A 12,035-nucleotide genomic window follows, 5' to 3' on the forward strand; every position below is an offset into this window, starting at 1 on the left:
ACCGGGAGCGCGGGCGCCGGGGTTGCGGGCGCCAGGGGTACGGGCGCCCGGGGCGGGGCTCACGCGGGCCTCCGGAGCGCGACGAGATCGGCCAGGTCGCGGTCGCTGAGCTCGGTCAGCGCGCCCTCGCCGCTGTCGCCGAGCACGGCGTCGGCGAGGGCGCGCTTGGACTCCAGCAGCTCGCCGATGCGGTCCTCGACCGTGCCCTCGGCGATCAGGCGGTGCACCTGCACGGGCTGCGTCTGGCCGATGCGGTACGCGCGGTCGGTGGCCTGCTCCTCGACCGCCGGGTTCCACCAGCGGTCGTAGTGCACGACGTGGGCGGCGCGGGTGAGGTTGAGGCCGGTGCCGGCCGCCTTCAGGGAGAGCAGGAAGACCGGGACCTCGCCCTGCTGGAAGCGGTCCACCATGCGTTCGCGCTCGGCCACCGGGGTACCGCCGTGCAGCAGCTGCGAGGGGACGGCGCGGGCTTCGAGGTGGGCGGAGAGCAGCCGGGCCATCGAGACGTACTGGGTGAAGATCAGCACGGACCCGTCCTCGGCCAGGATGGTGTCGAGCAGCTCGTCGAGGAGGGCGAGCTTGCCGGAGCGGCCGTCCAGGCGCGGGGCGGGCTCCTTCAGATACTGGGCCGGGTGGTTGCAGATCTGTTTGAGGGAGCCGAGCAGCTTCATGATCAGACCGCGCCGGGCCATCCCCTCCGATGCCTCGATCCGCGCCATCGTCTCGCGGACCGCCGCCTCGTAGAGCGTGGCCTGCTCCCGGGTGAGGGAGACGGGATGGTCGGTCTCCGTCTTGGGCGGGAGCTCGGGGGCGATCCCGGGGTCCGATTTCTTGCGGCGCAGCAGGAAGGGGCGGACCAGCCGGGCGAGGCGCTCGACGGCCTCGTCGTTGCCCAGCCCCGCCGCGGTGCCGGTGTTCTCGGCGGCCCGCGCGTGCCGGGAGCGGAACGCCTTGAGGGAGCCGAGCAGCCCCGGGGTGGTCCAGTCGAGCAGCGCCCACAGCTCGGAGAGGTTGTTCTCCACCGGGGTGCCCGTCAGCGCGACGCGGGCGGGCGCGGGGATGGTGCGCAGCGCCTTGGCCGTGGAGGAGTGCGGGTTCTTGACGTGCTGCGCCTCGTCGGCGACGACCAGGCCCCAGCCGTGTGCGGCGAGCTGCTCCGCGCCGGAGCGCATCGTGCCGTAGGTGGTCAGCACGAATCCGGCCTCCTCGCCGGGGAGGGTGCGGTCCGTGCCGTGGAAGCGGCGGACGGGCACCCCGGGGGCGAAGCGGTTGATCTCGCGGTGCCAGTTGCCGAGCAGCGAAGCGGGGCAGACCACCAGGGTGGGCGCCGGGTGGGCCCGGTGGAGGTGGAGTGCGATCACGGTGATCGTCTTGCCGAGGCCCATGTCGTCGGCGAGGCAGCCGCCGAGGCCGAGCGAGACCATCCGGTCCAGCCAGGTCAGTCCGCGCAGCTGGTAGTCGCGGAGCGTGGCGTGCAGACCGGGCGGCGGCGGGAGGACGGTGTCCTCGTCGAGGATGCGGGCGCGGAGGGCGGCGAGGGCGCCGGTCGGTACGGCCTCCACCTGCTCGCCGTCGAGCTCGGCACTGCCCGTGAGGGCGACGGCGAGGGCCTCGACGGGTTCGAGCAGCCCGAGCTCCCGCTTGCGCGCCTTGCGGACGAGGCCGGGGTCGACGACCACCCACTGGTCGCGCAGCCGCACCACCGGCCGGTGCGATTCGGCGAGGCGGTCCATCTCGGCCGCGGTCAGCGGCTCGCCGCCGAGGGAGAGCTGCCAGTCGAAGGCGAAGAGGCGCTCGGCGTCGAAGAAGGAGGTGCCGTCGGTGGCCGAGCCCGGGGCGGGGCGGACGACGGCGGACGCGGTGAGCGAGCGGGCGAGTTCGCGCGGCCAGTGGAGGCTGACGCCGAGGTCCGCGAGGCGCGCCCCGGCCGCGCCGAGCAGCTCGTACAACTCGTCCTCGGTGAGGGCGAGGACGTCGGGGACGGGCTGGTCGAGCAGGCGCTCCAGCGGTGCCCACGCCCGGGCGGCCCGGCGCAGCGCGAGCACGGTGTCGACCCGGGAGCGCGGCCCGAACGGCTCGCCCGCGGTGCCGTCCCAGAGGGCCGCGGCGTCGGTGACCCGGGTGGGGTCGGCGAGGCTGTGCACCTGGACGACGGCCGCGGCGGCGTGCCGTACGGCGGGGTCGTCCGGGCCGCCGGACAGCCCCTCGGGGGCATGGCTGTCCGAGCTGTCGAAGAGCTCGAAGGCGGACAGGTCGAGCCGGAGGGAGAGCTGCACGCCCGCGTCCAGCCCGGCGGCGACCTCCACCGCCCAGGCGGCGACGCCGGGCAGGTGCTGCGCCTCCCGGGCGGCGAACGGCGCGCCCGAGGCGAAGGCCGCGGCGGGGGTCCGGGGCAGGGTGTCGGCGACCGCGTCCAGGAAGGCGCCGACGAGGTACTCGGGGTCGGCGAGGCGCAGCGGGGTCGTGCCGGGCAGCGGGACGGCGTACCCCTCGGGCGGCAGGGCCGCGGCGACGGCCCGCAGATGGGCCACGTCCGTGGCGTCGCGCGGTCCGGCCCGCCAGGCGTCGTGGTCGTCGGGGGTGAGTCCGGGGAGCATCCGTCCGCGTGCCACGAGGCTCAGGGCGTGCAGGGCCGCCGCTCCCCAGCAGCGGGTGGCAGGGTGCGCGGAGGGCAGGTGCCGGGCTCCGGCGAGCAGCGTCACGGCGTCCGCGACCGGCAGCAGCAGGGCGGGCACCTGGCGGCGCCGGACCCCTTGCGTGCCGTGGGCGCGGACGACGGTGATCTCCGCGACGACGGGGCCGTCGCCGCTGCGGGGTTCCGCGGGGGAGGTCGCCTCCCCGTCCCCGTCACGATCACGATCACGATCCAGGTGGTCCGCCGGGTCCCAGCCGCTGTCCTCCGGGTCCCAGAACGCGATCCGTCCGTCCCTCGGGAGGGCGGCGGGCAGGAAGACGGCGGCACGCCGCAGCAGGCGGCCCGTCTCCGTGTCGGACAGGTCCCGCACCGCCATACCGGCCACCCCCTCGCGCTCTCGTCCGGGCGCGTCCGCGCCTCGTCCCGATGTCACCGCCGGTGTCGTTCCCGGCTCCGACGAGTCTAGGCGGGCGGTCTGACAGAGCCGGCCACGCACGGAATCGGGGCAGGTCAGCGGGGTACGAGGGCGCGAGGTCGGGTCGGCGTCCACGCGCCAGGTCGGGTCGGCGTCCACGCGCGGACGCGGGCCGGCCGGCCCCACCCCGGCCGTGCGCAGGCCGAGGCCGCCCGGACCTCAGTTCCGGGCGGCCTCGGTTCAGGCGGCCGGACCACCGGACGGCCCCAGCGCCGGGCGCTCTCTCACACCGGGCGGCCCCAGCGCCGGGCGGTGTCGCTGCGATCGGCCGGTCTCGGCGCCGGCCGGCTGAGACCGACCGGTCTCCGAAGCCGGCCGGTCTCTCACCCCGGCCGGGTCTCAGTGCCGGGTGAGCCGGTCCGGCCTGGGCCGGGCACCGGCGTCGGCGGGCGGCGCCGGGCGCGGGCGGGCGGCGGACCGGGGCGGGGGCGAGGGGTGCGGCCGGGCGGCCTGGCTGCCCGCGCCGGGATCCCGCGCGGTCCCGGCCGGGGCCGACGGGCTGCCCGCGCCGGGACCGCGCGCCGCGACGGGCTGCCGCCCGTTCGCGCCGGCGGCCGGTGCGGACCCCGCCACCGGCTGCGTACCCGCGGTGTCGGGAGCCGTCGGCTGCGTACCCGCCTCGGGTACGCCGGGGGCGGGACGCGGTTGTTGTCCGTCGCCCGCCTGCGGTTGCTGGGCCCGTTCGAGGAACCGGAGGAGTTCCACCGGGAAGGGGAGCACGAGGGTGGAGTTCTTCTCCGCCGCCACCGCGACCACGGTCTGCAGCAGTCGCAGCTGGAGGGCCGCTGGCTGTGCGGACATCTGGCCCGCGGCCTCCGCGAGCTTCTTCGATGCCTGGAGTTCGGCGTCGGCGTTGATGACACGGGCGCGGCGCTCACGGTCGGCCTCGGCCTGCCGAGCCATGGAGCGTTTCATCGTCTCCGGCAGGGACACGTCCTTGATCTCGACCCGGTCGATCTGGACGCCCCATCCGACGGCCGGGCTGTCGATCATCAGCTCCAGGCCCTCGTTGAGCTTCTCGCGGTTGGACAGCAGGTCGTCCAGGTCGCTCTTGCCGATGATCGAACGGAGTGAGGTCTGCGCCATCTGCGAGACCGCGAAGCGGTAGTCCTCGACCTGGATGACCGCGCTCGCCGCGTCGATCACCTTGAAGTAGATGACGGCGTCCACCCGGACGGTCACGTTGTCCCGGGTGATCCCGTCCTGGGCGGGGACCGGCATCGTGACGATCTGCAGATTGACCTTACGGAGCCGGTCCACTCCGGGCACGATCATCGTGAGCCCGGGTCCCCTGATCTCGTTGCGGAGCCGGCCCAGCCGGAGCACCACCCCTCGCTCGTACTGCCTGACGACGCGGACCCCCGCGACTGCGAACAGACCGCAGACGGCGAGCACCGCGACGATCGCGATCACTAGCACCTGGACCATGACGGCCCCCTGCCACTGGCACGGCACACAACGGCACCAGGGCGGAACCGTTGCCTATTAACACGTTATGCCCTTTTCGCACCCCAGTGGAACCCAGGACACTCCCGGATGTCGCCCGGTCGGCCCTCCCCGGGTGCCGGGAAGCGCGGGAGCGGGCAGCGTGGCATGCGCCCGTACGGAACCTCCGTACCGGCGTCCGCCGGACCGGCACCTTCGCGCCGGTCCCGTACACCACCCTGACGATCCGGACGAGCAGACGAGGACCCGCCCATGTCCGTGACAGCGACGCTCCACCGCCGACTCCGCCGTCCCCGCGCCGCCGCGGGAGCCGTTCTGCTGGCCCTCACCGCGCTGGGCGCCTCGGGCTGTTCGGGTCTCGGCCGCACAGCGGTCGGGCCGGTCACCTACACCACCGAGCGCGACGTCGAGGTCAGGGAGAACAGCCCGCTGGTACGGGGCTGCCACCTGCTGCCCGGGGGCGCGAAGGCGGTCGACAACAACACCCTCATCGACATGGTTCTCTACCGCTCCCGCGACTGCACCGGCACGGGCAGCACCTACCTGTCCACCCGGCTCACCGACGTGGACGCCCCGAGCACGCCCGTCTGGCGCAGCTACACCCTCGTGCACTGAGCACCACTCCGACCGGAGGGCCGGGGCTCAGTTTCCGGGGTAGCGGTCCGCCGGCCAGTCGACCGGCCCTTCGAACTGGCGGGAGAGGTCGTCGGCGATCCGGGTGATCAGGGTCAGCCCCTCGGTCCGCACCAGCCAGTCGGCGGGCAGCGCGGCGTCGCCGTGCAGCGCGCCGAGGAGATTGCCGCATACCGATCCGGTGGAGTCGCTGTCCCCGGAGTGGTTGACGGAGAGCAGCAGCGCCGCCGCCACGTCCTCGGGGCCCGGCAGGGCCAGCGCGCAGTACACGGCGATGGCGAGGGCCTCCTCGGCGACCCACCCGGCGCCGAGCGACTCGACGTCCTCGGCGGTCGGGGCGCCTTCGGCGGCGCGGTCGACGGCGGCGCGCAGGGCCGCCGTCGTCTCCTCGTGGCCCGGGTGGCGCGCGGCCAGCTCCATCGCCCGCAGCACCGCGCCCGGCATCGACTCGCCGGCCAGGAGGTACGCGACGATCGCGGCGAACGCCCCGGCCGCGAGCGCCCCGGTCGGATGGCCGTGGGTGATCTTCGCGCAGTGGGCGGCCAGCGCGAACGCGTCCGCCGGGGACTGCCCGGTCAGCCCGAAGGGGGCGGACCTCATCACGGTGCCGCAGCCCTTGGAGCCGGAGTTCACCGGCCCGGGCGCACCGGGGACGTCCCTCTCGTCCGGGACGTGCCCGGCGGCGAGACCGGTCAGGCAGGCGTTGCCGGGGGCCCGGCGCGCGTAGAGCAGTTGCTGCCGGCGCAGCCATCCGGTGCGCGTCGTGTCCCCGCCGCCGCGGGCGGGCGGCGACGGGTGGTTCTGGGTGTCGAGCCAGCGCAGATAGGCCGCGCGCACCGCGCCCACGCGTCCGGCGCGACCGCCGCCGTTCGCCGCGCGGATCAGCCCCTCCACCGTGAAGAGGGTCATCTGGGTGTCGTCCGTGATGCGGCCGGCGACCCCCTCGGAGTCCGGCGCGAGGCCGCTTACACCGAGCGGTCCGTGGGCCCGCTGGATACCGGCCAGCGAGAGGAACTCCACCGGGTTGCCCAGGGCGTCACCGACGGCGCCGCCGAGCAGACACCCGCGCACCCGTGCCCTGCGGACCGCGCTCCCGACAGACGCACTCCCGATACCCGACACGAACGTCCCCCTCCGGTGTTCCGCGTGTACGACGGCGTGCCGAACCCGCAAAAAGGCCTGCCGTACGCGCAAGGGGCGCGCCGTACGCACGGCGGCCTTCCGTACGCGTCCGCGACGTTCCGCGCATTCGGCGGCACGGGTCCATGCTGGACGTGAGGTGGTGATACGACATGCGTACCGGCAGTGAACCCGTGACCGCGCGCAGTCCGCTGCGCATGCGGCTCTGGCTGAGTCTATGGGGCGTCGCCTGGACCCTGTTCGGGGTGGTCGCGTTCTCGCTCGCCGACCGTCCGGGCTGGGCCGCGGCCTGCGGCGTGCTGCTGGCGGTGACGGCGGCGGACTTCGCGGTGATCGTCCACCGGATGCGCCAAGGCTCCCGCTTCCAGCCGGGCAGGGAGGTCCCGCCGTACGAACCCGACCACGCCGACGGGCGGACGCACCGGCCGTGGACGAGGACTCCGTGACCGTCGGCGCCTCGCGCCCGGCCCGGGGGTAGGGCCCGGTCCCGGCTGCCGAAGCAGGACCGGCCGCAGGACTCGGTCCCGGCGGCCGGAGTCGGCCGGGCGCAGGACTCAGTCCCGGCTGTCGAAGCGCGCGGCCGTCAGGTACTCCGGGTTCGGGTCGAGGGCTGCGGCGAGCCGGAAGTGGCGGGTGGCCTGCTCGGGTCGCCCGGCCCGCTGGAAGGTGCGGGCCAGCGCGAAGTGAGCGAAGGCGTTGTCCGGCTCACGCTCCAGGACCAGCTCGAACTCCAGCTCCGCCGGGCGGAGTTGGGCCGCCGCGAAGAAGGCCCTGGCGCGCAGCAGCCGGGCGGCGGTGTTCTCCGGGTGGGCGGCGATCACCGAGTCGAGGAGCTTCACCGCACCCTGGGGGTCACGCGCGGCCAGCAGTTGCTCGGCGGCGCGGAAGTCGATCACATGGGTTTCCGGGTTCCGTTCGGGCACGGTCGGATCCTTCCCTTCGCTCGGGCGTTTGCAACGTCGGGCGGGGCCGCGCTATTCCGCGGCCCGCGATCCCCTGCGCCCGCCCTTCAATGTGCCGTGTGCCGCTATTCCGTCGGCCCCGCGGGACCGGAGGCCGCCCGCCGGGACAGTTCGTCCCACACCTTGCGCACCTGCGGTTCCAGGTCCTGGAGGGGTCCGTCGTTGTCCACGACGAGATCGGCGACGGCGAGCCGCTCCTCGCGGGTGGCCTGGGCCGCCATCCGGGCCCGTGCGTCGGCCTCCGTCATGCCGCGCAGCCGGACGAGCCGGTCGAGCTGGGTGGCGGGGGTGGCGTCCACGACGACGACCAGGTCGTAGAGGGGGGCGAGGCCGTTCTCCGTGAGCAGCGGTACGTCGTTGACGACGACGGACCCGGGGCCCGCGGCACGCTCCAGTTCGGCGGTCCGGTCGCGGACCAGGGGGTGCACGATCGCGTTGAGGGCGGCGAGCCGGTCGCTGTCGCCGAAGACGACGGCACCGAGGGCGGGCCGGTTCAGGCTGCCGTCCTCGTGGAGCACGTCGGTGCCGAACTCCCGCACGACGGCGGCGAGTCCGGGCGTCCCGGGGGCGACGACCTCGCGGGCGAGGCGGTCGGCGTCGATCAGTACCGCTCCGTACGAGACGAGCAGCCGGGACACTTCGCTCTTGCCGGCACCGATGCCGCCGGTCAGGCCCACTTTCAGCATGGGCGGCAGCCTACGGGGCCGGGTGGGCGCGCGTCCCACCCGGTGGCGGCTGTCCGGCGCACCGGGCGGCGGGCCGGACAGCCGCCGTCAGGCGTCGCCCTCGCGCTCGGCGAGGAAGCGCTCGAATTCGAGGCCGATCTCCTCGGCCGACGGCAGGTCCACCGGTTCGGCGACGAGGTTGCCGCGGGTCTCGGAGCCCGCGATCGCGTCGTACTGGTGCTCAAGCCCCTCGACCAGTGCGACGAGTTCTTCGTCGCCCTCGCCGATCTGCCGGTCGATCTCGGTCTGGGTGCGGTGCGCGGCGGTGCGCAGGGAGTGCGCGACGGTGGGCAGCACCAGGCCGGTGGCGGCGGTGACGGCTTCGAGGCTGGTGAGCGCCGCGTCCGGGTAGGCGGAGCGGGCGACGTAGTGCGGGACGTGCGCGGCCACGCCGAGCACGTCGTGACCGGCCTCGGCCAGTCGGTACTCGACGAGCGCGGCGGCCGAACCGGGGACCTGCGCCTCGTCGAACGGGGTGCTGTGGCCCGGCATCAGGTCGACGCGGTTGCCGTGCGGGGTGAGGCCGACCGGGCGGGTGTGCGGGACTCCCATCGGGATGCCGTGGACGGTCACCGAGAGCCGCACGCCGAGGCGTTCGACGATCTGCTCGACGGCTGCGGCGAACCGCTCCCACTCCACGTCCGGTTCGGGCCCGGAGAGCAGGAGGAAGGGGGCTCCGGTGGCGTCCTGGACGACACGGACGTCCAGCGTCGGGGTCTCGTACGCCGTCCAGCGGTCGCGCCGGAAGGTGAGCAGCGGGCGGCGGGCGCGGTAGTCCACGAGACGGTCGTGGTCGAAGCGGGCCACCACCTGGTGGGGCAGCGACTCCAGCAGTCCGTCGACGAGCTGCTCGCCGGTCTCACCTGCGTCGATGTACCCGTCGAAGTGATAGAGCATGACCAGGCCGGCCGACTCCTGGGCAAGCGCCATGTCGACGACGGCCAGCCCCTTCGGCTCCCATTCGTACAGACTCTGCGGATCAGGCACAGTTACCGCTCCTCCTCGTATTCCTGAAGGAGAACACCCCCGGGGGCACGGACATTCCCCGTCCGTGCCCCGTCATCGGGGGTTTTACGCGGGCGCGGGCACGGACGTCACGCGAGCACGCGGCTGTGCAGCGAGGTCACGGCCTTGCGGGCCGAGGTGAACGCCCCGTGCTGCCAGGCGTCGGTGTTGCTGAGGTAGTCGCCCGCGAAGTAGACGCGGCCGGCCGCCTTGTTGAGCGGAGCGAAGGCGGCGGATTCGGGACCTCCGGCCAGCGAGTGCCAGGCGGCCTCCAGGTGGGGGGTCTGGCGCCAGTGGTGCGAGAAGGACGAGGCGAGTTCCGTACGGTACTTCTCGCCGTGGATCTTGACGCCCTGGGCGAGAGCGCGGGCCTCGCGGTCCTTCGGTGCGAGCGCCGCGTAGGAGTCGGCGTTGGTGCCGGTGTTGTAGTAGCCGATGATCAGGCCGCGGTCGCCGTTGTGGCCGTAGGACGGGTACCAGATGTGGGAGAGGTCCATGTCGGTCTCGGTGATGCCGCCGTAGATCCGGTGGTCGGTCTCCCACCAGCGGCTCTTGTACTCCAGGCCGATCTTTCCTGCCGAGGAGGGCTTGCATCCCTCCAGCGCGGTCTGCACGGCGGAGCCGAGGTTGTGCGAGGTCTTGGCCAGGATGTTCGGGGGCAGTGCGGCGATGCAGTAGTCGGCGTCGATGGTGTGGGTGCGGCCGTCCTGGGTGTAGGTGACGGTGACGCCGTGCGGGGTGTCCCGGATGTCGGTGACGGCGGCGCCGGTACGGATGCGGCGGCTGCCTATCGCCTTGGTCAGGGCCGCCGGTATACGGTCCATGCCGCCGACGGGCTGGAACATCAGCATGGCCTGGTCGTACTCGAACTCGAAGGAGAAGTACCGGCCCACGTTGGTCGAGAAGATCTCGGAGGCGGTCGGTACGTCCCCGAGCAGCTCACCGGGGGTGCCGACGGCGGCGGGGTCGACGCGGTAGCCGCGGCGCGGGCTGCCGGTGTACTCGAGGGTGTCGCCGATGTCGCCGAAGTCCTTCAGGAACTCCAGGAGCTTCTCCTGGTCGTCGGCGGTGATCTGGCGGTCCAGGGCGCCCATGTCGGTGGCCTTGGCGAGGAGTTCGGAGACGTAGCCGTACATGTCGGCCTTGGCGGTGCGGTAGCGCATCGGGGCCTTCATCCCGTTGCGCTCGTTGAAGATGTAGGCATTGGCGTTCACGTTGGTGAACACCTCGACGGGGACGCCGAGTTCGCGGCAGTAGTCGAGCGTGACCATCCACTGGGGAATCCGGCCCGGGCCGGCGTTCATGTACTGCCCGTCGTGGAACTTGGCGGTCTGCTTGTTCCCATACAGATCGGTGGTGGTGTCGCCGCCGCGGATCGTCGTGTTTCGGCCACCGGTGAAGGCCCGGGCCTCCAGGATCGTACAGTCGTAGCCCGCCTTGCCGAGCTCGTAGGCGGAGGCGAGACCGGCGATGCCACCGCCGACGATGACGACCTTCGCGGCCGCCCGGCCCTTCAGGTTGAAGTCGCCCTTGCTGGGGGCGTGGAACACGGGTTCACGGCTCGCGGCCTGGGCGGTGGGGGCCAGACCGAGCGCTCCCATGGTGGCGAACATGGCGCCGGCCCCACTGGTGAGACCGACCTGACGCAGGAAATTACGGCGGCTCGAACCGGACGCGGCACCGTTCGGCATGCTGGATATAGAGGTCATGTCCCGACTCCTCCGTGGATCTTGTCGATGTCGGGATACTGCCAAGTGCGTGTTACGGCCCGTCAGTTACTCGTGTATCCCACATGTTTCTCTCCAGGAAGAACGCGACCCGATATCCGGGCAATGGTCCAGACCTTGACGCTCTCCGTCCGCGCCCCTAACGTCTCGGGGCAACACGCGTCCCGAGGCAGCCCGTCTCGGGGCGGCACGTTCAGGTCCTCGCCCCCGATTCACGTACGAGACGTCTGGACTCTCCGGGAAGGCACCTCCATGCGCACCCGCACCCCCCTCGCCCCGCTGCTCACCGCCGCCCTCGTCACCTGCGGCCTCACCCTCGTCTCGGCGGGACCGGCCGACGCGGCCGGCGTCGTCGACGTCAGCACCGCGAAACAACTCAAGGCGGCGCTGGCGGCAGCCGTTCCCGGCGACACGATCCACCTCGCGGACGGCACCTACACCGGCAACTTCAAAGTGACCGTCCCGGGCACCGCCGGCGCCCGCATCACCCTGACCGGCTCTTCCGCGGCCGTCCTCACCGCGAGCGGCGGCTACGGGCTGTACCTGAACGGCGCCTCGTACTGGACCGTGCAGGGCGTCACCGTCACCGGTGGCCAGAAGGGCATCGTGACCGACTCCGCGAACGGCGTCGTCATCGACTCGGTGACCGTCCACGACCTCGACATGGAGGGCGTGCACTTCCGTACGTCCAGCAAGGACGGGGTCATCCGGAACTCGCGGATCTACGACACCGGGCACGACGGGCGCGGCATGGGCGAGGGCGTCTACGTCGGCACGGCGGGCGACCTCACCGACAACAGCGACCGGGTTCTGATCACCGACAACACCATCGGCCCGGGCGTCGGAGGCGAGAACGTCGACATCAAGGAAGGCACCACCGGTGCCCGGATCATCGGCAACACCTTCGACGGCAGCGGGCTCACCGGCGCGAACTACGACGACTCCTGGGTCGACGTGAAGGGCAACGGCGTCCTCGTCCAGGGCAACACCGGCTCCCTCACGACCAACACCGGGTACGAGACGCACACCCAGCAGCCGGGCTGGGGCTGCGGCACGGTGTTCCGGGACAACGCCTCGGACCTCACCGGCGCCACCGGCGCCCTGCGGCTGGCGATCAACGTCACCGCGAACACGCCGAGCTGCACCACGACCGTGTACTCCGACAACACGGTGACCGGCGGCGCGGGCCTGACCAACATCGGCGTCACCCCGTAGGACACACCCGGTCGCCACCACCCCAGCGCGTACGGGGGCACCGCGGACAGGGCACGAGGGTAACGGCGGACA

Annotated in this window: 10 protein-coding genes; 3 read left to right on the forward strand and 7 right to left on the reverse strand. The window is 73.0% G+C overall.

Annotated elements, in window-relative coordinates:
* Positions 1-59 precede the first annotated feature (59 nt).
* Both OG599_RS07430 and OG599_RS07435 read right to left on the reverse strand, forming a co-directional pair.
* Positions 60-3,011 carry a DEAD/DEAH box helicase gene (locus OG599_RS07430; RefSeq protein ID WP_327175152.1) on the reverse strand — a complete coding sequence of 984 codons (2,952 nt, stop codon included), beginning with the start codon at positions 3,009-3,011 and terminating at the stop codon, positions 60-62.
* 438 nt (positions 3,012-3,449) lie between these two features.
* On the reverse strand, positions 3,450-4,538 hold the full coding sequence (locus tag OG599_RS07435; RefSeq protein WP_327175153.1) for a slipin family protein: 1,089 nt from the start codon (positions 4,536-4,538) through the stop codon (positions 3,450-3,452).
* Between the two features lie 270 nt (positions 4,539-4,808).
* Here OG599_RS07435 and OG599_RS07440 point away from each other — a divergent pair, with 270 nt between their 5' ends.
* On the forward strand, positions 4,809-5,171 hold the full coding sequence (locus OG599_RS07440) for a hypothetical protein (RefSeq protein WP_327175154.1): 363 nt from the start codon (positions 4,809-4,811) through the stop codon (positions 5,169-5,171).
* A 27-nt stretch (positions 5,172-5,198) separates the two neighbouring features.
* On the opposite strand, the gene OG599_RS07445 is transcribed toward OG599_RS07440, so the two are convergent.
* Positions 5,199-6,260 carry an ADP-ribosylglycohydrolase family protein gene (locus OG599_RS07445; protein ID WP_327175155.1) on the reverse strand — a complete coding sequence of 354 codons (1,062 nt, stop codon included), beginning with the start codon at positions 6,258-6,260 and terminating at the stop codon, positions 5,199-5,201.
* Positions 6,261-6,481: 221 nt separating this feature from the next.
* Here OG599_RS07445 and OG599_RS07450 point away from each other — a divergent pair, with 221 nt between their 5' ends.
* Positions 6,482-6,775, forward strand: coding sequence for a DUF6343 family protein (locus OG599_RS07450; RefSeq protein ID WP_327175156.1), 294 nt, complete (start codon positions 6,482-6,484; stop codon positions 6,773-6,775).
* A 108-nt stretch (positions 6,776-6,883) separates the two neighbouring features.
* On the opposite strand, the gene OG599_RS07455 is transcribed toward OG599_RS07450, so the two are convergent.
* The 4 genes from OG599_RS07455 to OG599_RS07470 form a co-directional block, all read right to left on the reverse strand.
* The gene (locus OG599_RS07455) at positions 6,884-7,252 is read right to left on the reverse strand and encodes a tetratricopeptide repeat protein (RefSeq protein ID WP_327175157.1); all 369 of its coding nucleotides are present in this window, start codon (positions 7,250-7,252) and stop codon (positions 6,884-6,886) included.
* 104 nt (positions 7,253-7,356) lie between these two features.
* Positions 7,357-7,977: a dephospho-CoA kinase gene (coaE, locus tag OG599_RS07460; RefSeq protein WP_327175158.1), complete on the reverse strand. Its 621-nt coding sequence runs from the start codon at positions 7,975-7,977 to the stop codon at positions 7,357-7,359.
* Between the two features lie 87 nt (positions 7,978-8,064).
* The gene (locus OG599_RS07465; protein ID WP_327175159.1) at positions 8,065-9,003 is read right to left on the reverse strand and encodes a PAC2 family protein; all 939 of its coding nucleotides are present in this window, start codon (positions 9,001-9,003) and stop codon (positions 8,065-8,067) included.
* Between the two features lie 107 nt (positions 9,004-9,110).
* Positions 9,111-10,634, reverse strand: a complete 1,524-nt coding sequence (locus OG599_RS07470) for a flavin monoamine oxidase family protein (RefSeq protein ID WP_327179953.1) — start codon at positions 10,632-10,634, stop codon at positions 9,111-9,113.
* Positions 10,635-11,000: 366 nt separating this feature from the next.
* Between OG599_RS07470 and OG599_RS07475 the strand changes: the two genes are divergently transcribed.
* Positions 11,001-11,963 (forward strand): right-handed parallel beta-helix repeat-containing protein, encoded by a 963-nt coding sequence (locus tag OG599_RS07475; protein WP_327175160.1) that lies wholly within the window; start codon positions 11,001-11,003, stop codon positions 11,961-11,963.
* Positions 11,964-12,035: the final 72 nt, after the last annotated feature.

It is taken from the genome of Streptomyces sp. NBC_01335 (genome assembly GCF_035953295.1).
Lineage (GTDB): Bacteria > Actinomycetota > Actinomycetes > Streptomycetales > Streptomycetaceae > Streptomyces.

Coding starts and splice junctions, on each gene's coding strand:
- OG599_RS07430 (WP_327175152.1), bottom strand. CDS start 3,011: ATGGCGGTGCGGGACCTGTCCGACACGGAGACGGGCCGCCTGCTGCGG.
- OG599_RS07435 (WP_327175153.1), bottom strand. CDS start 4,538: ATGGTCCAGGTGCTAGTGATCGCGATCGTCGCGGTGCTCGCCGTCTGC.
- OG599_RS07440 (WP_327175154.1), top strand. CDS start 4,809: ATGTCCGTGACAGCGACGCTCCACCGCCGACTCCGCCGTCCCCGCGCC.
- OG599_RS07450 (WP_327175156.1), top strand. CDS start 6,482: ATGCGTACCGGCAGTGAACCCGTGACCGCGCGCAGTCCGCTGCGCATG.
- coaE (WP_327175158.1), bottom strand. CDS start 7,977: ATGCTGAAAGTGGGCCTGACCGGCGGCATCGGTGCCGGCAAGAGCGAA.
- OG599_RS07470 (WP_327179953.1), bottom strand. CDS start 10,634: ATGTTCGCCACCATGGGAGCGCTCGGTCTGGCCCCCACCGCCCAGGCC.
- OG599_RS07475 (WP_327175160.1), top strand. CDS start 11,001: ATGCGCACCCGCACCCCCCTCGCCCCGCTGCTCACCGCCGCCCTCGTC.